General features: G+C 59.7%; 18 protein-coding genes and 1 tRNA gene. 9 read left to right on the top strand and 10 right to left on the bottom strand.

Going from position 1 to position 21,907, the window contains the following annotated elements; genetic code table 11:
* The first annotated feature begins 145 nt into the window (after positions 1–145).
* On the top strand, positions 146–739 hold the full coding sequence (locus tag ACR0NT_RS00160) for a sulfotransferase family 2 domain-containing protein (RefSeq protein WP_170671529.1): 594 nt from the start codon (positions 146–148) through the stop codon (positions 737–739).
* On the opposite strand, the gene ACR0NT_RS00155 is transcribed toward ACR0NT_RS00160, so the two are convergent.
* The 3 genes from ACR0NT_RS00155 to guaB all read right to left on the bottom strand — a co-directional run bounded on the left by ACR0NT_RS00155 (position 736) and on the right by guaB (position 5,831).
* Entirely contained in the window at positions 736–3,027 is a 2,292-nt protein-coding gene (locus ACR0NT_RS00155) for a hybrid sensor histidine kinase/response regulator (protein ID WP_170671531.1), read from the bottom strand. The two genes, ACR0NT_RS00160 and ACR0NT_RS00155, sit on opposite strands and share 4 nt — an antisense overlap.
* Before the next feature lie 104 nt (positions 3,028–3,131).
* Positions 3,132–4,289 carry an RsmB/NOP family class I SAM-dependent RNA methyltransferase gene (locus ACR0NT_RS00150; RefSeq protein ID WP_170671533.1) on the bottom strand — a complete coding sequence of 386 codons (1,158 nt, stop codon included), beginning with the start codon at positions 4,287–4,289 and terminating at the stop codon, positions 3,132–3,134.
* Between the two features lie 93 nt (positions 4,290–4,382).
* Positions 4,383–5,831, bottom strand: coding sequence for an IMP dehydrogenase (gene guaB / locus ACR0NT_RS00145; protein ID WP_170442855.1), 1,449 nt, complete (start codon positions 5,829–5,831; stop codon positions 4,383–4,385).
* Positions 5,832–6,048: 217 nt separating this feature from the next.
* On the opposite strand from guaB, the gene ACR0NT_RS00140 reads away from it, so the two are divergent.
* The gene (locus ACR0NT_RS00140; RefSeq protein ID WP_170442856.1) at positions 6,049–8,091 is read left to right on the top strand and encodes an ASKHA domain-containing protein; all 2,043 of its coding nucleotides are present in this window, start codon (positions 6,049–6,051) and stop codon (positions 8,089–8,091) included.
* Positions 8,092–8,114: 23 nt separating this feature from the next.
* Positions 8,115–8,972 carry a class I SAM-dependent methyltransferase gene (locus tag ACR0NT_RS00135; protein ID WP_170442858.1) on the top strand — a complete coding sequence of 286 codons (858 nt, stop codon included), beginning with the start codon at positions 8,115–8,117 and terminating at the stop codon, positions 8,970–8,972.
* Position 8,973: 1 nt separating this feature from the next.
* On the opposite strand, the gene ACR0NT_RS00130 is transcribed toward ACR0NT_RS00135, so the two are convergent.
* From ACR0NT_RS00130 to ACR0NT_RS00110, 5 genes are all read right to left on the bottom strand, one after another.
* A tRNA-Gly gene (locus ACR0NT_RS00130) sits at positions 8,974–9,047 on the bottom strand.
* A 64-nt stretch (positions 9,048–9,111) separates the two neighbouring features.
* Positions 9,112–9,939 (bottom strand): polyphosphate kinase, encoded by an 828-nt coding sequence (locus ACR0NT_RS00125; protein ID WP_170442860.1) that lies wholly within the window; start codon positions 9,937–9,939, stop codon positions 9,112–9,114.
* A gap of 126 nt (positions 9,940–10,065) precedes the next feature.
* Positions 10,066–11,127 carry a methyltetrahydrofolate cobalamin methyltransferase gene (locus ACR0NT_RS00120; RefSeq protein WP_170671535.1) on the bottom strand — a complete coding sequence of 354 codons (1,062 nt, stop codon included), beginning with the start codon at positions 11,125–11,127 and terminating at the stop codon, positions 10,066–10,068.
* Between the two features lie 9 nt (positions 11,128–11,136).
* Positions 11,137–12,063, bottom strand: a complete 927-nt coding sequence (locus tag ACR0NT_RS00115) for a methylenetetrahydrofolate reductase (RefSeq protein WP_170442863.1) — start codon at positions 12,061–12,063, stop codon at positions 11,137–11,139.
* Between the two features lie 26 nt (positions 12,064–12,089).
* Entirely contained in the window at positions 12,090–12,386 is a 297-nt protein-coding gene (locus tag ACR0NT_RS00110) for a virulence factor (protein WP_170324990.1), read from the bottom strand.
* A 241-nt stretch (positions 12,387–12,627) separates the two neighbouring features.
* Here ACR0NT_RS00110 and ACR0NT_RS00105 point away from each other — a divergent pair, with 241 nt between their 5' ends.
* Positions 12,628–13,740, top strand: a complete 1,113-nt coding sequence (locus tag ACR0NT_RS00105) for a Ppx/GppA phosphatase family protein (protein WP_170442864.1) — start codon at positions 12,628–12,630, stop codon at positions 13,738–13,740.
* The gene (locus ACR0NT_RS00100) at positions 13,740–14,456 is read left to right on the top strand and encodes an RlmE family RNA methyltransferase (protein ID WP_170671537.1); all 717 of its coding nucleotides are present in this window, start codon (positions 13,740–13,742) and stop codon (positions 14,454–14,456) included. Before ACR0NT_RS00105 ends, ACR0NT_RS00100 begins: the two co-directional genes overlap by 1 nt.
* Before the next feature lie 286 nt (positions 14,457–14,742).
* Here ACR0NT_RS00100 and ACR0NT_RS00095 read toward each other — a convergent pair whose 3' ends face one another.
* Both ACR0NT_RS00095 and ACR0NT_RS00090 read right to left on the bottom strand, forming a co-directional pair.
* Complete coding sequence (locus ACR0NT_RS00095; RefSeq protein WP_480442522.1) at positions 14,743–16,641, bottom strand: multiheme c-type cytochrome; 1,899 nt, start codon at positions 16,639–16,641, stop codon at positions 14,743–14,745.
* The gene (locus tag ACR0NT_RS00090; protein ID WP_170442867.1) at positions 16,638–17,504 is read right to left on the bottom strand and encodes a YihY/virulence factor BrkB family protein; all 867 of its coding nucleotides are present in this window, start codon (positions 17,502–17,504) and stop codon (positions 16,638–16,640) included. Before ACR0NT_RS00090 ends, ACR0NT_RS00095 begins: the two co-directional genes overlap by 4 nt.
* A gap of 150 nt (positions 17,505–17,654) precedes the next feature.
* Between ACR0NT_RS00090 and ACR0NT_RS00085 the strand changes: the two genes are divergently transcribed.
* From ACR0NT_RS00085 to ACR0NT_RS00070, 4 genes are all read left to right on the top strand, one after another.
* Positions 17,655–18,740: an AI-2E family transporter gene (locus ACR0NT_RS00085; protein WP_170442869.1), complete on the top strand. Its 1,086-nt coding sequence runs from the start codon at positions 17,655–17,657 to the stop codon at positions 18,738–18,740.
* A 3-nt stretch (positions 18,741–18,743) separates the two neighbouring features.
* Positions 18,744–19,853 (top strand): acetoin utilization protein AcuC, encoded by a 1,110-nt coding sequence (locus ACR0NT_RS00080; protein WP_170671539.1) that lies wholly within the window; start codon positions 18,744–18,746, stop codon positions 19,851–19,853.
* A 117-nt stretch (positions 19,854–19,970) separates the two neighbouring features.
* Positions 19,971–20,948 carry an AAA family ATPase gene (locus tag ACR0NT_RS00075; RefSeq protein WP_170671542.1) on the top strand — a complete coding sequence of 326 codons (978 nt, stop codon included), beginning with the start codon at positions 19,971–19,973 and terminating at the stop codon, positions 20,946–20,948.
* A 20-nt stretch (positions 20,949–20,968) separates the two neighbouring features.
* Complete coding sequence (locus ACR0NT_RS00070; protein WP_170671544.1) at positions 20,969–21,907, top strand: DUF58 domain-containing protein; 939 nt, start codon at positions 20,969–20,971, stop codon at positions 21,905–21,907.

The following is a 21,907-nucleotide window of genomic DNA, read 5'->3' as shown; positions in this document are numbered from 1 at the left end:
GCTGCTTTGTTCGCCTCTTGTTCCTTATGAGACCAAAAAGAGAACATTTCAACTAAAACTTACAATACTTACTGTTCAGCAATTGTGTTAAAGAGTCGTTTACGCCAATCTGCGACAGTAATAAAGATTGGCAAAGGGCGACTAAATGCTTGTTTTCTATAAGGAACGCCTTGCGTTTCTGGCCGTTCCCAAAACAGGCAGCACGGCATATCACACCGCCCTGCGCGACCGCGCCGACTTTGTCGTGACTGGCCCGCCAGAATTGAAACACGCCCCCGTGCGGCGCTATGACCGATTTTTTCAGAACATCTTTCGGAAAATGTACGACACCGAGATGGAAATCATGGCGGTCGTGCGCGAACCCGTCGATTGGCTGGGCAGCTGGTACAAGTTCCGCAGCCGGGAGGATCGGATCGGGCATCCGCATTCCACCCGCGATCTTAGCTTTGATGAGTTTGTGCAAGCCTATATGCAAAGCCCCCGCCCCGAGTATGCCGATGTCGGCAGCCAGAGCCAGTTCTTCCGCACCCGGAGCAACGGTTTTGGCGCCAGCCATATCTTCAAATATGAAAATCAGGACAAGATCCTGGATTTCCTGCAAGACCGGCTGAACATGCAGATCGACCTGAAACAGGAAAACGTCTCACCCCACCGTGAGCTGTTCCTGACGCCCGGTACGGAACGCAAGTTCCGCAAACGGCACGCGGCCGAGTTCGCCTGCCATGACGCTGCGCTCTAGTTGATCTGCTGAAACACAGCCTCGGTCAGTTGGTTCAGCGAGAACGGCTTGGGTAGGAAGGTGGAATTCGCGATCTCAGGCCCGGAATCGCCGAAGGCGCCCTCGGTATAGCCAGACATGAAGATCACCCTTGTATCTGGGCGGGTTTCCATCGCCTTGCGCACCCAGGTCGGCCCGTCCATGCCGGGCATGACCACATCGGTGACAAAGACATCGACATTCAAAGCGCCGTCCTCAAGCAGGCGCAGCGCCTCTTCCGCCGACTCGGCCTCGAGCACGGTATACCCCTTCAACCGCAGCGCACGTGTTGCGAAAGCGCGTACTGGCGCTTCGTCTTCGACCAACAGAACAACCCCTTCGCCCTGACGGGCGGTTTGCGTGTCGGCGGCGGGTATCGCGTCGGGTTGCGCTTCCGGTGAAGCGACGGACACCGGCAGATAGACAATGAATTCCGTCCCGTGCCCCTGAACGCTGTCGACAAAAATGAAACCACCCGTCTGCTTGACGATGCCATACACCGTCGACAATCCCAGACCGGTGCCTTCCCCGGTGCGTTTTGTGGTGTAAAAGGGTTCGAACACCTTCTGCAGCTTGTCCGCCGGGATGCCAACACCACTGTCAATCACCTTGACGGTGACATATTCGCCGGGCTGAACCGTGGCCCGATCGCGCGTGAAGGGGTCGCTCAGCACCACAACCTCGGTCTCAATCCGCACCTCACCGCCATCGGGCATGGCATCACGGGCATTCACGACGAGGTTCATAAGCACCTGTTCTAATTGCCGTTTATCAGCACGCACAGGTTTCAACACCGGATCGTGACTGAGGATCAGGCGAACTTTCTCACCGACCAGCCGGTTCAGCAAGTGGATCAGGTCCGAGATCGTATCCCGAAGGTCCAGCACCTCGGGCTGCAGCGTCTGTTTGCGCGAAAACGCCAGCAATTGGCTGACCAGCGCGGCCGCCCGGTTGGCGTTTTGGTTGATCTGTACGAGATCCCCATAGTTCGGGTCATTCTGGTCATGCCGCAGCAACAGCAGGTCGCAATGCCCCGATATCGCCGTCAGCAGGTTGTTGAAATCATGGGCAACGCCACCGGCCAATTGCCCGACCGCCTGCATCTTTTGCCCTTGCACGAACTGTGCCTCAAGCGTCTTGAGCTCGGTGGCATCGTTAAGCACTGCAATCAGCTGAACCTGCCCGTCATTCACAACGCGGTTCAACGTGACCTGAACAAACACCTCTTTGTCCTGCCGGGACAGGCGCAGGAATTCGGACCGCATTGCTGGTTCCTGAGCCGCCGTGCGCGCCAGCCAGTCCAAAATCGGATAGCCGAGCCCGTGCATGATTTGATCAGCATTGGTTTCGCCGGGCTCGATCTCGCCGATCAGCTTCACCGCCAGCCGATTGGCTTCGAGAATCCTGCCATCCGGCGCAAGGCGCACGATGGGCACCGGCAAATCCGCAAAGGACGCTCCGCTGCTGGCATGGCCTGCAACCTCTGTCGGCAACACAATCAGGTCGCGTACCGTACCGGAGCGGTTGAGCTCACACACAGCGGCAGAGACGGTTCCATTTGCCGTGTGAACTTGAACGATATCGCCCTGTGCCCCCGGATCAGTAGAAAGGACCTGCTGCAGTTTATCTGGCCTGTGCCCCAGAAAATGGGCCGCCGCGACGTTGACCCGCAGTAACGTGCCGTTGCGACCTTCGGTCAGGACCGGAACCGCAACCTCATCCCACTGCCCTGGGGTATCCAGATGAAACCGCCAGCAAAACTGACCGTTGCCGACATCGAAAACCGATACCGGGACGGTCGATCCGACAGTTATGATGTCCTCGCGTGCCTTGCCGTGAATCTCTGCCTTCGACTGAAGACGCAGCAGAACAGGCGCCGGATTCGCAAATATCGACTTCAGGCAAAGCTCTAACCGCGCGCCCGGAAAGGCCTGGAACTTGTTTCGCGCTTCGGGATTGGCGGTCAGAATGTCACCCTGAGCGTTTGCAATCATGCAGGGAAACAGGTCCTGTTCCGCAAAAACCGCCATGGTCTTCACCGCCTGCCGCGCCAGGTGATCCACGATCTTTCCCCGCAGCGCCACGAGGAAACTTGCCGCCAGCAGTGAGACGCCCGCCACGACAAAACCGGTGTGCCAAAGCTGCGGCACGGGTCCAACAACGGGTGCAAGACTCAGCAGCGCGCCGATCACAACCAGAGGAGCAAGTCGCAAACCGGTCGGGGCATTTTGAAAGGACGGATCAGAGAAAACTTCTGTAGTATCAGTCATAAACAACTCAGGTCGGTGGGCTTTCACGCAGTCAGCCCAAATAAGGTTAATGCCCGCTTAATAAAAACCGGGGACTCTCCTTTAGGTTGCTATGTTTTGACGCACTATCGCGTCAAGTGTGACGTAAAGAAACCGTCCGTACCGTGGGAGACAAGCCACGTTTTCCGAAAAACCTCGGACCAATCCCGATGATTTCGCAGGAATCCATCGACAACATCGCCGTTTTCGGCGTCCAGCATCGAACAGGTCGCATAGGCCAGAACGCCGCCGGGCGCGATCATTGGCGCCAGCTTGCCCAGAATAGAGGCCTGAATACCCGTCAGCTCTTGCAAACGGCTTTCGGTCAGCGCCCATTTCCCTGCCGGAGCCCGCCGCCACGACCCGCTACCCGAACACGGCGCGTCGGCGAGGATGACATCGAACGGGGCCTGTTGCGGGATGTCATCCGCACTCAGAATCTTCACCCGCGCGCCAGCCCGTTCCGCCCGCGCCGGAAGGTCCCGCATCCTTGCAGAATTCACATCATGGGCAAAAACCGAGACCCCTTTTTGCGCGGCCAGGGACAGTGACTTTCCCCCGCCGCCCGCGCAATAGTCCAGCACGCGCATTCCCGGACGCAGGTCCAACGCCGCGACAACCGCCTGGCTGGCCGCGTCCTGAAGCTCGACCAACCCGTCTGCATATGCCCGGCTTTGCGCAATCTTGCGCGCGCCCTTGGTGACTTCCAACGCCGTTTCGCAGGCCGAAGACGCGGCGGCGTTGATCCCCTCGGCGGCCAGTGCAGCGATTGCCCTAGGGACATCCGATTTGATCAGATTGACCCGTAGATGCACCGGCGCCCGGCTTTGAAGAGCCTGCGCGACCGAAACCGTCTGATCCCCCAACGAGGTTTCGAAGCGGGACCAGAGCCAATCGGGGATGTCATACTGTTCAGCCTCAGAGGCGAAATCGCGTCCGACCTCAGTGCCGGCCAACACCTCTGGCGCGTGGCGGGCGCCCGAGAACAGATCCTCCAACGGCTCACCGTTTTTACGCACGGCGCCGATCATCAGGCCACGCCCGGTCTCGGCCCCTCCGAGCGCTGCGAAGGATCGCTTGCACCGCAATGCTGCAAACACATGATCGCGGACCGCAGCCCGATCCTTGGACCCGGCAAACCGGCTGCGGCGCGCCCAGTTGGTCAGGGATTTCTCGACAGGTGTGCCTGCAAGAATCTCATCGAGGATTTCAATCGAAGCCTGAATGCGCGCGGCCGGTGTCATACTGTCTTCCGAAGCTGTTGATGTGACTGCTGCCAAAACCACCAATGCAAAACGGCGCCCTGCTGCGGGCGCCGTGAACCTTGAAAACCGAGGTTACATCACCCGGTAGTTCGGGCTTTCACGGGTGATCTGCACGTCATGCACGTGGCTTTCCTTCAGACCTGCACCGGTGATTTTGACGAAGTTGCAGTTCTTGCGCATTTCTTCGACCGTTGCACAACCGGTGTAGCCCATCGCCGCGCGCAGACCGCCGACCAACTGGTGCACCACGGCGCTGGCCGAGCCCTTGTAAGGCACCTGCCCCTCAATCCCTTCGGGCACCAGCTTGTCATTGGCCGCGTCCTTCTGGAAGTAGCGATCAGCCGAGCCGCGCGCCATCGCGCCCAGGCTGCCCATGCCGCGATAGGATTTAAAGGAACGGCCCTGGTACAGGATCACCTCGCCCGGGCTTTCATCGGTGCCCGCGATCATCGAGCCAACCATCGCACAGGACGCGCCCGCCGCGATTGCCTTGGCGAAATCGCCCGAGAATTTGATACCGCCGTCTGCAATTACCGGCACATCTCCGGCGGCCGAAGCGCAATCCATAATGGCCGTCAACTGAGGCACACCCACACCGGCCACCATCCGGGTTGTACAGATCGAACCCGGCCCGATGCCAACCTTGATAGCATCTGCACCAGCATCAATCAGGGCCTTGGTGGCCTCGCCTGTTGCAACGTTACCGGCGATGATCTGAACCTCGTTCGACAGGCTCTTGACCCGCCGCACCGCATCCAGAACGCCCTGAGAGTGACCATGCGCGGTATCAACGACAATGATATCGACGCCGGAATCTACCAATTGCTCGGACCGCTCAAACCCGGCATCGCCGACCGAGGTCGCCGCCGCCACACGCAGACGGCCCAGCGGGTCCTTGCAGGCGGTCGGGTTCAACACGGCCTGTTCGGTATCTTTCAGCGTCAGCAGGCCAGTCAGCTTGCCCGCGCCGTCAACAACCAGCAGCTTTTCGATCCGGCGGGCCTTCATCAGGCTCTTGGCTTCTTCTAGATCGGCCGGCTCTTGCAACATCGCCAGATTATCAGCTGTCATCATCGCGTGGATCGGCGTGTCATCCGACGTCGCAAAGCGCATATCCCGGTTGGTCACGATACCAACCACGCGGCCTGCGTCGTCAATGACGGGGAAGCCAGTGAAGTTGTAACGTTCGACCAAAGCCTTGGCATCCGCCAACGTCTGATTCGCGCGCAGTGTGACCGGGTTGTAGACGATCCCCGATTCAAACCGTTTGACCCGCCGCACTTCGCGGGCCTGTTCTTCGGTCGTCAGGTTTTTGTGGATAACGCCGATGCCGCCCGCCTGCGCCATCGCAATGGCCATACGCGCCTCGGTCACTGTGTCCATCGCTGAACTCAGCAACGGGATGTTCATGCTGATCGCCCGCGTCACACGCGTGCTTGTATCCGCCGTCGCCGGCAGCACCGACGAGGACGCCGGAACCAAGAGAACATCGTCAAAGGTAAGTGCCTCACGAATCTGCATCTGCTAACCCCATGCAAAAGCCCGTTTGGCGGTGACCCTATTACATGGATTTATGCGAAGGAAAAGCCCCAGAGCCCAACTAGTTTTCCCCCACGGGCCGTTACCGCAATAAAAAACGACGCAACCTGTACAAAACGTGCCGCGGAATGCCCTTTCCCTTTGCGCGCAAACCCATATCTTGCCCGGCATACGCGCGAATACAAAAGGCAGGCCAGATATGACCACCGATCCCCTTGTTGTCTTTACTCCATCAGGCAAACGCGGACATTTTCCCGTTGGCACCCCGGTTCTGACCGCTGCTCGGCAGTTGGGCGTCGATCTGGATTCGGTCTGCGGCGGGCGCGGGATCTGTTCGAAATGCCAGATCACCCCCAGCTATGGCGAGTTTCCAAAGCACGGCGTGACCGTCTCTGACGGCGCGCTAAGCGAATGGAATGCGGTCGAGCAGCGCTATGATGACAAACGTGGGTTGAAACCGGGCCGCCGTCTGGGCTGTCAGGCCACCGTTCAGGGCGATATCGTGATCGACGTGCCACCGGAAAGCCAGGTCCACCGTCAGGTCGTTCGCAAGGCCGCAACCGCGCGTGCGATCATCATGGACCCGGCAACACGGCTGTACTTTGTCGTGGTGGAAGAGCCCGACATGCACTCACCCACGGGTGATCTGGAACGGCTTGAGCGCGCCCTGCGCCAGCAGTGGAACATCGAGGCCGTCACCGCCGACCTGTCGCTGATGTCCAAGCTGCAGCCGGTGCTGCGCAAAGGTAAATGGGAGGTCACCGTGGCCGTCCACCAGGGCCACAATGACACCGTTGCCCGCATCGTCGAAATCTGGCCTGGTCTGCACGAAAGCGGGCTGTATGGTCTGGCCATCGACCTCGGCTCGACGACCATCGCGGCCCACCTGACCGATCTGGAAACCGGCGAGGTCAAGGCGTCCTCGGGACTGATGAACCCGCAGATCCGCTTTGGCGAGGATCTGATGAGCCGTGTCTCTTACGCCATGATGAACCCCGGCGGTGATCAGGAGATGACCAAGGCCGTACGCGAAGCAATCAACGATCTGACCGTCTCAATCGCCGAAGAGGCCGGTATTGATCCCGAGTTGATCGTTGAGACGGTTTTCGTCTGCAACCCGGTCATGCACCACCTGCTGCTGGGGCTGGACCCGGTGGAACTGGGCCAGGCACCGTTTGCGCTGGCAACTTCGGAAAGCGTGTCCCTGCCCGCGCGTGAGATGGACCTGACCAGGATGAACCCGCGCGCGCAAATCTATATCCTGCCCTGTATCGCAGGGCACGTGGGCGCGGACTGCGCCGCTGTTGCGCTGTCGGAAGAGCCGGGCAAGTCCGAAGACCTCGTGCTGATCGTTGACGTCGGCACCAACGCGGAAATCCTGCTGGGCAACACCACCCGCGTTCTGGCCTGTTCCTCGCCCACAGGCCCGGCATTCGAGGGTGCGCAGATCAGTTCCGGCCAGCGCGCCGCGCCCGGTGCGATTGAGCGGATCGAGATTGATCCTGTGACCAAGGAACCCCGCTTCCGCGTCATCGGGTCCGACAAATGGTCCGACGAGGAAGGGTTCGATCAGGATGTCGCCACAACCGGCATCACCGGTATTTGTGGCTCGGGCATTATCGAGGCCGTGGCCGAAATGCGCATCGCCGGTCTGCTGGACGAAAGCGGTCTGATCGGCTCGGCCGCGCAAACCGGCACCGAACGCTGCGTCCCCGAAGGGCGCACCCACGCCTATCTGATCCACGATGCCAGCGCCGAAGGTGGTCCGCGCATCACCGTGACACAGGGCGACATTCGCGCCATCCAGCTGGCCAAATCCGCGCTTTACGCCGGTGCGCGTCTGCTAATGGACGTGATGGAGGTCGACACCGTCGACCGCGTCGTTCTGGCCGGGGCGTTCGGAGCACATATCTCGACCAAACACGCAATGGTTCTGGGCATGATCCCCGACGCACCGCTGGACAAGGTCTCCAGCGCGGGCAACGCTGCGGGCACCGGCGCGCGGATCGCGTTGTGCAACATCGGCGCCCGGACCGAGATTGAACGCGTCGTGCGCGAGATCACCAAGGTCGAAACCGCCATCGAGCCCAAATTTCAAGATCATTTCGTCGCCGCCAATGCGATCCCGCATAAAACCGATCCGTTCCCGGAACTGGCGCAGGTGGTCACCCTGCCCGCGCCGTCCTTCAACACCGGTGGAGATGAGGAAAAGTCTGGCCGCCGTCGCCGCAGGAGGTCATAGTCACCCCAACCACAGGGGGACAGATGACGTCAGCAAACGAAGAACAGGCAGAATACTGGGGCCAGTCTGAAAGCGGCACCAAGTGGTTGACCTACGAAGATCAGTTGGACCATGCCTTTGCGCCTGTTCTGGATCTGGTTCTAAGCCGGGCTGACCTGTCTGCCGGAACGCAGGTCCTGGATATCGGTTGCGGCACGGGTGTCAGCACCCTTGCCGCAGCCCGTCGCGTTGGGCCGGACGGGCGTGTTCTGGCCGCCGATATCTCACAACCCTTTCTGGATCGCGCGGCTTCACGCGCTGCGGAGAACGGGTTGAACAACATTCAGTTCCAATACGCTGACGCGCAGACCTTTGCCTTTGAACCCAGCCTTATGGATGCTGCGATCTCGCGGTTCGGGGTAATGTTCTTCGGCGATTCCGTTGCCGCTTTTGTCAATATTGCCAAAGCGTTAAAGCCCGGCGCTCAGATGACATTCGCAGCATGGGGACCTCTGGCCGTGAACCCATGGTTCCGGGTTCCGCACATTGCTGCTGTCCAGCGGCTGGGGCAGCCACCACGCGTGGATCGTTATGCGCCCGGTCCCTTGGCATTTCACGACCTTGATCATGTCAAAGGAATGATGGTTCAGGCCGGGTTGTCCAATATAAAGGCCGAGGCCGTGCCTTTGAACCTTCAAGGCGTCAACGGTGTTGAGGGTACAGCAGCGCTGTGTACGCGCGTGGGACCGGCTGCTCGGGTCATTTCACATTTCGCCGGGAACGAGCAGGACGTTGAGGCCATCCAGAAAGATGTTGCCGCCGAGTTTCAGCACCTGCAATCCGGGGCGGAACCCCAAATCCCTGCCGTCATCAACCTGTTTCAGGCCCGTCGATCCGTGTGATTGGAGCGGGTAGCGGGAATCGAACCCGCGCGTTCAGCTTGGGAAGCTGACAGGCTACCATTACATCATACCCGCCGCGTAGCGCTGGATAACACCGCCCGCTGAACGACTTCAAGCGCCTTTCCAAGGCGCAGGGCAATTACTCGGTCCGGGCGCGCAGGCTGTCGATAAGGGACTGATCCACGTCCAGTGCCTCGCAAGCTGCATCAAGGGTTCGCCTGTCCAGATGCTGCGGGCTCAGGTCGATGTCCTTGGAGAATGCATCAACAATCGCGCGCATCGCACTTATTCTGGCGTATTTCTTGTTATTTGCCGGAATGACATGCCAAGGCGCAATTTCGGTCGAGGTTCGCGCCAGCATTTCTTCCACAGCCACTTCTGCCTCTGCCCAACGTTCACGGTTTCGGAAATCCTCATAGGTCAGTTTCCACCGTTTCATCGGATTGCGCAGGCGTTCCGTGAAACGCGCCATCTGTTCGTCCGGGGAGATATGGAAAAACAGTTTCACGATCCGGGTACCGTCATCGACCAACATGCGTTCGAAATCGTTGATTTCGCGATATCCGGCCCGCCAACGCTCTTCCGGTGTGAACTTTTCAAGCCGCTCGACCAGAACGCGGCCGTACCAGCTGCGGTCGAAGGCCGAGATGGCGCCTTCGGGGGGCAGCCTTTCCCAGAACCGCAGCAGGTAATGGCGGTTCAGGTAATAGTTGCGCGGCGCGCCAATCGGCCAGACCTTGAAACTGCGCGGATCCAACGCCTGACTGATCCGACGGATCGTGCCGCCCTTGCCTGCCGCGTCCCAGCCTTCGAAAACAAGCACGCCTTTCACGCCATGAAACAGGAATGCTTGCTGGATCAACGCAAGTTGGGCCTGAAGCTCGACGAGCTCTTCGAAATAATCCCTCTTGCTCAGGCGCTTGCTCAGATCGGCGTCCGCCAATTTCGGAGGGTAATGTTTGGTCATAAAAACACCTGATTTTGTTGCGGGGGTCGTACCATTGTCGCAAGCCCGTCGATACCGGGCATTGATCAGGGTCAAACGAAAAAGGCCGGGCGCAATGCCCGGCCTTTGATCATACTGTTGCTGAAATCAAGCGCGACGGCGACGGCCACCGCCGCGACGACCGCCTGCGGCACCGGCAGCACCGGCCTCTTCAGGCGATTTGTTGAACTTGATCCACGCACCACCATGCGGGTCATTGTTGGTCAGCAGGTTGGCCGCACGGATGGCTTCCATTTCCTTGCCTGCGCGCGGCAGGGTCGAGCCCAGACCGAACAGCTGGCAGAAGGTTTCATCATCCATATCCGCAGGCAGAACGATGCCTTTTGCTTCCACTTCAGCCTTCTTTTCGGCCAGTTTCTTGGGGCCAACAGGCAGAGCCACCGGGTTCATGATCGCCGAGGTCATACCTGCGCCCATTGCCATCGGCAGGAAGGCGTTGTTGATGCCGTGACGGTTCGGCAGACCGAACGAGATGTTGGACGCACCGCAGGTGGTGTTCACGCCCAGTTCCTCGCGCAGACGACGGACCAGAGCAAACACTTGCTGGCCAGCAGTTGCCATCGCGCCAATCGGCATCACCAGCGGGTCGACCACGATGTCATGCGCAGGGATGCCAAAGTCAGCTGCGCGCTCAACGATCTTCTTGGCCACGTCGAAACGGACATCGGGGTCTTCCGAAATGCCGGTGTCGTCGTTCGAGATCGCAACAACAGGAACGTTGTATTTCTTGACCAGCGGCAGAACCATCTCCAGCCGCTCTTCTTCGCCCGTGACCGAATTCAGCAGCGGACGGCCTTCGGCTGCTGCCAGACCGGCCTCCAGAGCACCCGGAACCGACGAGTCGATGCACAGCGGCACGTCGACCAGACCCTGAACCAGCTCGACGATCTTGGTCATCAGCGGCGGCTCGGTCTCGTTCGGGTTGGGGTTCGAGTTGTAGACAACGCCCGCGTTGATATCCAGAACGGTCGCGCCTGCTGCGACCTGCGCGATGGCGTCTTTCTCGACGGTCGAGAAATCGCCTGCTTCCAGTTCAGCGGCCAGTTTCTTGCGGCCGGTGGGGTTGATCCGTTCACCGATCACGCAGAACGGTTCGTCAAAGCCCAGAACGGCGGTTTTTGTTTTTGATTCTACGACTGTACGGGTCATGTCCGTTCCTTAGGAGTTTGCAGGCTTTGCCGAGGCGCCGCCGTTTTCGATTGCCCAGTTGGCGTTGGTCTTGATACCGCCAAGCGGGAAGAAATGCACGTTGGTGATGTTGAAATCCGGGTTGGCCGCTTTGTGGTTGGCCAGTTCGGTCAGAACATCGGTCGGCTCGTAGGGCAGCAATAGCTTGGACACATCCATAGCGCGCTTCTGCAGAACCTTCAGCGACGGGCCAACGCCACAGGCGATGGCGAATTTGATCAGGGTCTGCAGCTTGGCCGGACCCGCGATACCGATATGGATCGGCAGATCGACGCCCGCTTCTTTCAAACTGTCCGCCCATGCGATGATCGGCTTGGCGTCAAACGCGAACTGGGTTGCCAGCGCCATTTCCGCATCGGTGGTTTCCGAGAATTTCTGTTTCCAGCGCAGCGCGTCGTCAACATTTTTGGTCGAACCGTCCGGGTCGATGTCCTTGTTGCCCTCGGGGTGGCCGGCAACGTGCAGACGCTTGAAGCCCGCCTTGTCGAACAGACCGCTTTCCAGCAACTGCATCGAGCTGTCGAAATCACCGTGCGGCTTGGCAACACCACCGGCCAGCAGCAGTGCCTGATCAACGCCTGCTTCGCCCTGATACATCGAGATCCAGTTTTCCAGGGTGGCGGCATCCTTGATGATCCGTGCCGGGAAGTGCGGCATGACCGGGTACCCTTCGGCCGCGATCCGCTTGGCGGTGCTGACCATGTCCTCGATCGGGGTGCCCTCGATGTGAGCGATGTAGACGCGAGTGCCTTCGGGCAGCAGCGCGCGGAAATCCTCGACCTTTTCGGCGGTGCGCGGCATCACCTCGATCGAATAACCCTGCAGGAAGGCTTCGACAGTCGGGTTCACCGGGGCCTTTTCGGCCGCATCACGTTTCTTGAAGTTCAGCAAAGCCATAGCGGCCTCCCATAAAGATTTAGAGCTCATGCCCAACCGTCATTTGCGATCAACGCCTTGATGCGGTCCTGATCGTATTCAGTTTCCAGACGCACGGCTTCGGCCTCGGCAATCTCGGACGGGTCGCCCTCAACCGCGAAAGGCTCAGCCTTGCGCCATTCGGCCAGGTAGGCATCACTGTCCTTGGCGTTCACCTTCATGGCAGCACGGTCGATCGCTTGTTCGAACCGCTCCTCCAACTGCCGCTTTGCGCCACGACGGCCCTTGCCGACGATAACTTGGGCGGGAATGTCGCGCCAATATACGATGGTGACGTCAGGCATTGCCTTTGATTCCTCCTAACCAGATGGGCAGTTTCTAAACTTCTATACGGGCTCAGGTCGGTCGGTTTTCGACACACGGCGTATTTCAAGCGACCTTTTTGCCTACGACGGGATACAGGGCTTGTACTGAATTCTAACGCAAACGCGCACATCAAAATACTCATCACTTTAATGAGCGTCTTGCACGAAACAATTGCCCGACCTATGGTCAGGGTAACTCGAAAATCGGAGGGCGTTTAAGATGGCGCCCAAGCGTCCCAAAGGTGCGGGCGCGTTCCCGAAGGCGGTCGAAAGCCCCGCGCCGGCAAGACCCGATCCAGATGCATTATATGCGGCGCTGGATTTGGGTACAAATAGCTGCCGCATGTTGATAGCCCAGCCCAAGGGCAGCGGGTTTCATGTGGTGGACAGCTTCTCCAAATCCGTGCAGTTGGGCGCGGGTCTGGAACGGACCGGGCGGCTGTCGCGGTCCTCTATGGCGCGTACCATTCAGGCATTGCGCATCTGCCAGCAAAAGCTGAAACGCAACAAGGTCAGACGGATGCGGCTGGTCGCGACCGAGGCCTGTCGGCGCGCTAAGAACTCACGCGATTTCATCCGGCAGGTGAAACGGGAAACCGGCCTGACGCTTGAGATCATCCAGCCCGAGGAAGAGGCGCGTCTGGCCGTTATCTCGTGCGCGCCACTGGTATCGACCAAGACCGAACAGTTGCTGGTCGTGGATATCGGTGGTGGCTCGACCGAGTTGGTGTGGATCGACATCTCGTCGGTGCCGCGCCGTGACCGCCCTGCCGCGATCATGCGTCTGCACAACGGGTTTCACACCGCCGAGAGCCCTTTTCCCGCAGCCAAGGTGGTGGATTGGATCAGCGTGCCGCTGGGCGTTGCGACCTTGCGCGACCAATTCCACGATGTCGAAGACGACTCGGCCCGATTTGCGCTTATGAGCTGGTTTTTCGAAGAAAACCTGGCTGATTTCGCCCCCTACAAGGACGAACAGGCCCGCGAAGGATTTCAGATCGTGGGGACCAGCGGCACAGTGACAACCGTTGCCGCCTCGCATCTGGGGCTGAAACGCTATGACCGGACCAAAGTGGACGGTCTGCGCATGACCAGCGATCAGATTGACAAAGTCATACGAGGATACTTAGAACTCGGCCCACTGGGGCGGCGGCGCGATCCGCGGATCGGCGATGACCGGCAAGCCCTGATCATGTCCGGCTCAGCCATTTTGCAGGCATTGCTCCGCTGCTGGCCCACCGACCGCCTTTCCGTGGCGGACCGGGGGCTACGCGAAGGTCTGCTTTATGCGCAGATGAGCGCGGACGGGGTATTGGAAGACGGACCGTTCTGATGGCGAAGACACCGAGTGGAAAAAACAATTCAGGCCGTGGACAACGCGACCTGAAGGTCAAGGTCAAGACAGCGCGCGGGCGCAAGCTCAGCTCGACCCGCTGGCTTGAGCGTCAGTTGAACGACCCCTATGTGAAACGTGCGCAGGCCGAAGGGTATCGCGGGCGCGCAGCGTTTAAGATTCTGGAACTGGACGATAAATTCCGCTTCCTCGTTCCCGGTGCGCGTGTGGTTGATCTAGGCTGTGCGCCGGGTGGCTGGCTGCAGGTGGCCGTGAAACGCGTCAATGCTCTGGGTGAGAAGTCGGGCAAACGGGTCGGCACGGTTCTGGGTGTGGACCTGCAAGAGGTTGAACCCGTCGCCGGTGCCGAAGCGCATGTGCTGGACTTCATGGAAGACGACGCCGATGTGAAGGTCAAAGACTGGCTGGGCGGCAAGGCTGACGTGGTTATGTCCGACATGGCGGCGGCCTCATCGGGGCATAAACAGACCGACCATTTGCGGATCATGGCCCTGTGCGAAACGGCGGCCTATTTCGCCTTTGATGTGTTGGAGGAAGGCGGTACCTTTGTCGCCAAGGTTTTGGCCGGAGGCGCCGAGGGCGATTTGCAAAAACTGTTGAAGCAGAAATTCGATAAGGTGGCCAACGTCAAACCGCCTGCGTCCCGCTCCGACAGTTCCGAGAAATTTGTGGTCGCCACGGGGTTTCGGGGCTGACCTAATCCTTGATCCAGATTCGGTCGCCTGTAAGAAACTGCTCGCGCAGTGACGCGGCAGCGGTTTGTTGTAGCAACAACGCCTGACCGTGATTGATATATTCCGGTTTTCTGGCTTGCAGATCAGCGACCCTTTGGTCCGGGGACACAGGGTTTTGCAACTGAGATGTATGGACCGGTTTTTCCGGCATGGGTCACCTTTGGGCATGGCGAGGTTTCTGCGTTGCTCATGGTTAACGCCCAAATTTGCCGGGATCGTGGCCTAAACCGGGCCAAGCGGTGCCGACTCACGGGGCCAACTGCGTCCTGAGTTGCAGCAGCCCCGGATCGTCCGGCAGCACCTTCAACCCCTCTTGCAGCACGCCCCGCGCGGCATCCGGACCATTGTTGATCTGTGCCAGTTGCACCAACATGGGCCACGCCTCGGCCCGTTGCGGGTCCAGGGTAACAACCTCTCGAAAGGCGCGCTCAGCGGCCGGGGCGTTGCGGAAGGTCAGGGCCATGCCGCCCAGAACAAGGTGGGTTTCAGGAAAGTCCAGACGGTTCGCAATCGCGCCCTGCCATTCCTCCATTCCCTGCGCCACCTTCGCCTGCTGTTCCGGGTTCAGGGCCTGGCCGGGTATATTCAGGAACTCCTTGGCGGCCGAGATGCGGACGTTGCGCAATGGGTCAGACAGCAAGGGCTCCAGCCGCTGCATCTGATCCGGCAAGGCTGCCTGACGTTGCAATACCACCGCGTTCGCGCGCACCAGCGGGTCTGTGTCAGACAACAACGAGGCCGTTTGTTCCGCAACGTCTGCCGAGCCGAAAGGTTGCAGCAAATAAGCTGCCGTAGCGCGGATGATACCCGGTTGGGAAGGATTCGTCGCAATCCCAAGCAGAGCGTCCGGCCCGCCAGCGCGCCCGTCCAGAGCCGCCTGAAACGTGGTCCCATAGTGCGGGGCACGGTGGGCAGAGGCTGGAAACCACTCCTCAATCTGCTGCGCGGCCCAGGCCTGATCCTCGGCCTGATGGCAATCGGTGCACGCATCTTCGCCCAAGCCCAGATCGGGGCGCGGAATACGGAAGCTGTGATCGCGCCGCCCGTCGACACCCATATAGACACGTTCGATCATATGGCAGGACTTGCACTGCGCGCCCGCGCTGTCTTCCGGATGATGGTGGTGCGCGGGCGTGTCGTAGTCCTTGGCGGTCAGGGTCGGAAAGTCAGGATTGCCAGCTGGCGAATGGCATTGCGTGCAAACGCCGTTTCCGTCCGCCTTCAGCTCTGCACTGTGCGGGTCATGACAATTCATGCACCCAACACCCTGCGCATACATCTTGGATTGCAGGAACGAGCCATAGACATAGACCTCGTCCAAAATCTGCCCGTCCGGGTGATAGAGACCGGGGCGCAGCACCGCCAGATTATAGGCGTCGTGATAAGGCGTTCCGGGGACCGGGTTGCCGTCGCCATGCGCCTCGCGCCGGGAATGGCATCCGGCGCATTGCTGGATTTCGGCCTCGGTCCGGCCCCTGCCCCAACTCATGGTGAAACCGTATTCGTTCAGATCAGCAGCAAGTGTCTGGCCCTGCGTCCAGTCGATATGTGCCGATCCGGGACCGTGGCAGGCCTCGCACCCGACCCCGATCTCGGACTGCGTCGAGGCATAGCTGCGGGTCTGCACCTCGTAGTTCTTTTCATAGCCCGTTGCGTGGCATTCCGCGCAGCGGGCGTTCCAATTCTTGTAGGGGCCGTTCCAGTGCAGCCCATCATCGGGCGGCAGGTCCTGATCGGGATAGAGGTGGAACCAATGCCGGTTTTCGGTATCCCAGACGACATCGAAACTCTGTAACCGGCCGGGTTCGGTTTCGAACAGGTATTGCTGCAAGGGCGCAATCCCCACGACCGAATGCACGCCGTACTCAGTTGTGACGCCGTCCTTTTCGGTCACGTTGGCCCGCAATCCATCGCTGCTTATGCTGAATTCGACCGCCATGCCGTCATGGTCAAACCGGGCTCCGTCAAAATCTGCCGCCACATGCCCGGCCTCAACCTCAGTCCAGGCCAGCGCGTGATGGGAGGTCGCCCACGCCTCGGCCTCGGCGGTGTGGCATTCGATGCATTGATCCGAGCCAACATATTCGGGCACCTGGCCAAAAGCGACTGCAGGCAGAAACATCCAGACAAGAAAAAAGGCCCTCACGCTTCAGGTCCGTCAGCATCGTTCTGCAGGTCCATCAGCGCCCCGTTGTATTCGGCCCCAAGGATCAGGATCGCCGCGCAGAGATACAGAAAGATCAGGGCCGCCATCGCTCCGGCCAAACCTGCATAGGTGGCGCTGTACGAGGCAAACTGCGCAATATAGACAGAAAAACCCCATCCTCCTGCTGCCCACAACGCCAACGTCAACAGTACGCCGGGCAGGATTTGCCGCAGCTTATGGCGCCCGGTTGGCAGGATCAGATGCGCCAGGATGACGGCTCCGGCCGGAACGGCCACCGTGAAGGTCCAGCGCAAGCGATCCACCGACAACCATTCTGACACCTTCACGTCCGTCTTTTCGGAAACCAGATTCGTGTAGACGGGCAGGATGACCTCGACTGCGGCAATGATCATGATAGTGATGCCACCCGCGATCACCAGACCTAGACACAGCAGCCGTGTTTTCCAGAACGGCCAGCTGTCAAAATCATGGTAAGCTTGGTTCATCGCCTTGCGCACCGCCATCACCCCGTTCGAGGCAAAAAACACTGCCAGCAAACCGCCCAACGTGATCACGCCCGACCCGGACTCGGCCAGAACCGAACGCAGCTCGGCCACGATCGGCCCGGCCACATCCTTGGGCCATGCGCCAAAAATCAACTCGATCAATTCGTTGGTGACGTAGTCCTGGGACAGTGATCCCGCCAGCGCCACGGTGAACAGGGCAAAGGGAAACAGCGCCAGCATCAGGGACATGGCGACGTGGCTGCTCATGACAAAGCCGTTCTTGGCATCGAAACGGGTCACGGCCACCCAGAGCGCCTGAACGGGCCGGCCAAAGAAGGGAATCACGCGGGCATTCATCCCCAAAGCCTAACCCGCCTGCCCCAGCCACTGAACCGGCAAATCCATATGCTGCGCAAATAATCTCTGACAAACATCTGGGCGCATTGCATAATCCGGCCCTGCTGTGCAGGATCAGACACAAGCGCAATTCTCAGGATGAGCCAACGCATGACACCGGGCCAAGACGATATCGTGACGCCGACAAAGCTCAAGCTGTCCGTTGTTCGGGATGTGTCGATTGTGACGACACTTGTGGTTCTGGGCCTATACGCCGGGGCCGCGTTTCTGATCCCATTGACGATGGCCTTGCTGATCAATGTCCTGATCATCGCGCTTAGCGACAGGATCATCGCCCTGACCCGGATGCCGGTGTGGCTGGCGAATGTTGCGGGTGTCACGGTGGTTTTGGCTGGCTTGTTCGTGATCATGTATATTCTGGGCAGTCAGGCAACCCAGTTTGCCCGCACGATCGGCACCTACGAAAGCCAGTTCGATGCCGCAGTCAATCGCGTCACCGGTTTGGTGGGCAATGACGTGACCAAGTTCATCCGCGATAACCTGATCAATATCGACATGTCCTATGTCGCACGCATCCTTCTGGGCAGCGCCACGTCATTGCTGAACCAGTTCTTTCTGATCAGCCTCTATGTCGCCTTTCTGATGGCCGAACGGCTGGCCTTTCGCAAAAAGATCCAGCTGGCCGCCGGTGACCCGAAAACAGGCATCGAGTTCGCCTCGATCCTGGATGCCATCACGTTCAGCCTGCAACGCTATGTCGGGGTGAAGACCATGATCAGCCTGATCACGGCGGGCATCAGCTATTCGGTGTTCAAGCTGCTGGGTCTGGAGTTTGCCGAAACCTGGGCCGTGCTGACCTTTGCGCTGAACTTCATTCCGTCCATCGGGTCGATCATCGCGGTCATCTTCCCGTCGATGATTGCGCTGGTTCAATTCGACAGCATCGGCCCGTTCCTGATCATCGTGCTGGGTTGTGGCACCATCCAATTCCTGATCGGCAATTTTCTGGACCCTGCCCTGCTGGGCCGATCGCTGAACATGTCGACCTTTCTGGTTATTCTGGCGCTGATGTTCTGGACCACGATCTGGGGCCTGATCGGAGCTTTCCTGAGCGTCCCCCTGACCGTCTGCATCCTGATCGTCTTCAGCCATATTCCGGCCCTGCGCCCGGTTGCAATCCTGATGTCGCTGGACGGCCGGTTAGGCGAGGAAAACACACCACGCACAGTACGCTAGACGATGCAGCGCCCCCTGTTCATCGGATCGGAAATCTATCGCAACTCGACCTATGGCTCGAAGCACCCTCTGGCCATTCCGCGCGTATCTACCGTCATTGATCTGTGCAGGGCGCAGGGGTGGTTGTCGTCATCGAACTACCGGGTCAGCCCCTGCGCGAAACCTTCAGCATTGGCGGCGTTTCACACAGCGGACTATATCGCGGCCCTGCAACAGGCCGAGAGGGATCAGGCGGTGTCCGACGAGACACGGGAAAAATACGCGCTGGGCACCCTGTCGAACCCCGTATTCCCCGAGATGTACCGCCGCCCGGCCACGGCCGCCGGTGGATCGATGTTGGGGGCAGAGTTGATCCGGGATGGCGGAATTGTCTTTAACCCCGCAGGTGGCACGCATCATGGGCTTGCCAACCGGGCAAACGGCTTTTGCTATCTGAACGATCCGGTGTTGGCGATCCTGACCCTGCTGAATGCCGGCCTCGACCGGATCGTTTATGTGGATATCGACGCCCATCACTGCGATGGTGTCGAGACCGCCTTCCGAGGGTCAACAAAGGTGCGGATGATCTCGATGCACGAAGGGTCCCGGTGGCCGTTCAGTGGCACTCTGGACGACGATGCGGGCGGGGCGGCATTCAACCTTCCTGTTGCGCGCAACCTCAATGATGAGGAGTTCAACGCCATCCTAGACCAGTTGATCCTGCCCGCGACCGCCTCCTTTGACCCGCAGGCCATTGTTTTGCAATGCGGCGCGGATGCGGTGGCCGAAGACCCGCTGTCCCGGCTGACCCTGTCCAACAACGCGCATTGGCGTGCGGTTGCCTCTCTGCGCGATATGGCCCCTCGTCTGCTGGTTCTGGGAGGTGGTGGTTATAACCCTTGGTCCGTCGCGCGGCTATGGACCGGCGTTTGGGCGACTTTGAACAAGACCGCCATACCCGACCTGTTGAATGACAAGGCGCAATCGGTGCTTGGTGACCTGACATGGAACCGCGCGGCCGGAAAACAACCGCCCCGTCACTGGCTCGTAACGCTGCGCGATACGCCGAACCAGGGGGAAATTCGCCCCGAACTGCGCGCCGATCTGCACCATATCGCGGAACGGATTTCATAGTGGATCGGACACGGCAAGGCTGTTAACGTCCGATCATTACTGCACATTCCATCTCATCTCGCCCCGGCGCACCCCGCCATGTCCTTCCCGACGTCCGGCCACGATTGGACCAAATAGATGAATGCACTTAATCAGATACTTGATCTTAAAGCCCGCATGGGTCAGGCGATTATCGGCCAGACCGAGGTGATCGACCGGCTGCTCATCGGATTGTTGGCTAACGGCAATCTGCTGATCGAGGGCCTGCCCGGTCTGGCAAAAACCCGTGCCGTCAAGGTCATGGCGCGCAATTTGGACGCCAGTTTCAGCAGGATACAGTTCACGCCGGACCTGCTGCCCTCGGACGTCACCGGAACCGAAGTGTTCCAGCAAACCGGCAACGGCGGCACCTTTCGCTTCAACTCCGGCCCGATCTTTGCCAACCTCGTTCTGGCCGACGAGATCAACCGCGCACCGGCCAAGGTTCAGGCTGCATTGCTGGAAGCGATGGAGGAACGGCAGGTCACCGTTTCAGGCACAACGCATAAGATGGAGCCGCTGTTTATCGTAATGGCCACCCAGAACCCGATCGAGCAGGAAGGCACCTACCCCTTGCCCGAGGCGCAGATGGACCGGTTTCTGATGCATGTGCAGATCACCTATCCCCCGGTCGAAGATGAGGTTGAAGTGATCCGTTTGGTGCGCGGTGAAGAGATCGCCGCCGGGTCCGGCGCGACGGGCGGTATGCCGACGCCAATCCCGCAGGACGCCGTGTTTCAGGCCCGATCAGAGATCGGCCAGATCCACGTGTCCGACGCTATGGACCGATATATGGCAGACCTCGTGCAAGCCACCAGAACGCCCGAGAAATACAGCGAAGAGCTTGCAAGGTGGATCGAAATTGGTGCCAGCCCGCGCGCATCACTGGCGCTGGACAAATGCGGGCGGACCCACGCCTGGATGAATGAACGCGATTACGTTGACCCGGCTGATATACGCGCCATCGCCCATGACGTCTTTCGCCACCGCATCACGCTCAGCTTTGAGGCGCAGGGCAGCGCCAAATCTTCGGATGATGTGATTGCGGAAATCCTGCGCCTTGTTGCGCTGCCCTGATTGCTAGGAAAGAGAGCCTCGTGGCCCAAACCGCCACATATCCCAGCGACCCGCGCATCCATGTAGATGCGGATCATCTGCTGCGGCTGGGCGCCCGGTCGCGCATCAGCCTGTTGCCGCGTCAACCGGCGCGCTCGATCCTCAACGGTCGCCACGCCTCGCGCCTGCGTGGGCGCGGTTTGAACTTTGAGGAACTGCGAACCTATCTGCCCGGCGATGACATCCGGACAATCGACTGGAAAGTGACCGCACGCACCACGAAACCCCATGTTAGGGTCTATACCGAGGAAAGGGACCGCCCTGCCCTCTTGCTGGTCGATCAGCGCATTTCGATGTTTTTCGGCACCGAAGTTTACATGAAATCCGTCGTTGCTGCCGAAGCCGCAGCAATCGCCGCCCACCGTGTTCTGGGCCAAGGCGACCGCGTTGGCGGGATTGTCTTTGGCGACACCGATCTGGCCGAACATCGCCCCCAACGCCGCCCCGCCGCTCTGAAACGGTTTCTGTCCTCGGTCGCTACGCTCAATTGCAAGCTGAACGCCGCGCTACGTCCCGAGCCGACCGTTTTACTGAACGACGTCCTGAAACAGGCGGCCCGGATCGCGCATACCAACGCCCTTATATGCGTGTTCTCGGACTTTGACGGTTTGGATGAGACCTCGGAAAGCCTGCTGAGACGCCTTGCGCAGTCAAACGATCTGATTTTGTTCAACATTTCCGACCCCAGTTCACGCGAACTGATCCCAGGGCTGCGTATGACCGTCTCGGACGGTGACGCGCAAATCGAACTCGACAGCTCCGAACCGGATTTGTCGAAACGCATCCGAGCGGAGTTGGAAAACAGGCTGGCGCAGCTCGGACAATGGTCGCACCGCTATGGCTTCCCGATCGTACCGCTGACCACCGAGGAACCGGCCCTGGATCAATTACTTCGCCAATTCGGTCATGGCGGAGGGTGA

Source organism: Ruegeria sp. AB10 (genome assembly GCF_056542745.1).
This window is presented reverse-complemented; position numbering and strand designations above follow the sequence as displayed.

Excerpts from the sequence above, each read along its gene's own strand:
- ACR0NT_RS00160 (WP_170671529.1), top strand. The coding sequence starts at position 146 with ATGCTTGTTTTCTATAAGGAACGCCTTGCGTTTCTGGCCGTTCCCAAA.
- ACR0NT_RS00155 (WP_170671531.1), bottom strand. The coding sequence starts at position 3,027 with ATGACTGATACTACAGAAGTTTTCTCTGATCCGTCCTTTCAAAATGCC.
- ACR0NT_RS00150 (WP_170671533.1), bottom strand. The coding sequence starts at position 4,289 with ATGACACCGGCCGCGCGCATTCAGGCTTCGATTGAAATCCTCGATGAG.
- guaB (WP_170442855.1), bottom strand. The coding sequence starts at position 5,831 with ATGCAGATTCGTGAGGCACTTACCTTTGACGATGTTCTCTTGGTTCCG.
- ACR0NT_RS00140 (WP_170442856.1), top strand. The coding sequence starts at position 6,049 with ATGACCACCGATCCCCTTGTTGTCTTTACTCCATCAGGCAAACGCGGA.
- ACR0NT_RS00135 (WP_170442858.1), top strand. The coding sequence starts at position 8,115 with ATGACGTCAGCAAACGAAGAACAGGCAGAATACTGGGGCCAGTCTGAA.
- ACR0NT_RS00125 (WP_170442860.1), bottom strand. The coding sequence starts at position 9,939 with ATGACCAAACATTACCCTCCGAAATTGGCGGACGCCGATCTGAGCAAG.
- ACR0NT_RS00120 (WP_170671535.1), bottom strand. The coding sequence starts at position 11,127 with ATGACCCGTACAGTCGTAGAATCAAAAACAAAAACCGCCGTTCTGGGC.
- ACR0NT_RS00115 (WP_170442863.1), bottom strand. The coding sequence starts at position 12,063 with ATGGCTTTGCTGAACTTCAAGAAACGTGATGCGGCCGAAAAGGCCCCG.
- ACR0NT_RS00110 (WP_170324990.1), bottom strand. The coding sequence starts at position 12,386 with ATGCCTGACGTCACCATCGTATATTGGCGCGACATTCCCGCCCAAGTT.
- ACR0NT_RS00105 (WP_170442864.1), top strand. The coding sequence starts at position 12,628 with ATGGCGCCCAAGCGTCCCAAAGGTGCGGGCGCGTTCCCGAAGGCGGTC.
- ACR0NT_RS00100 (WP_170671537.1), top strand. The coding sequence starts at position 13,740 with ATGGCGAAGACACCGAGTGGAAAAAACAATTCAGGCCGTGGACAACGC.
- ACR0NT_RS00090 (WP_170442867.1), bottom strand. The coding sequence starts at position 17,504 with ATGAATGCCCGCGTGATTCCCTTCTTTGGCCGGCCCGTTCAGGCGCTC.
- ACR0NT_RS00085 (WP_170442869.1), top strand. The coding sequence starts at position 17,655 with ATGACACCGGGCCAAGACGATATCGTGACGCCGACAAAGCTCAAGCTG.
- ACR0NT_RS00080 (WP_170671539.1), top strand. The coding sequence starts at position 18,744 with ATGCAGCGCCCCCTGTTCATCGGATCGGAAATCTATCGCAACTCGACC.
- ACR0NT_RS00075 (WP_170671542.1), top strand. The coding sequence starts at position 19,971 with ATGAATGCACTTAATCAGATACTTGATCTTAAAGCCCGCATGGGTCAG.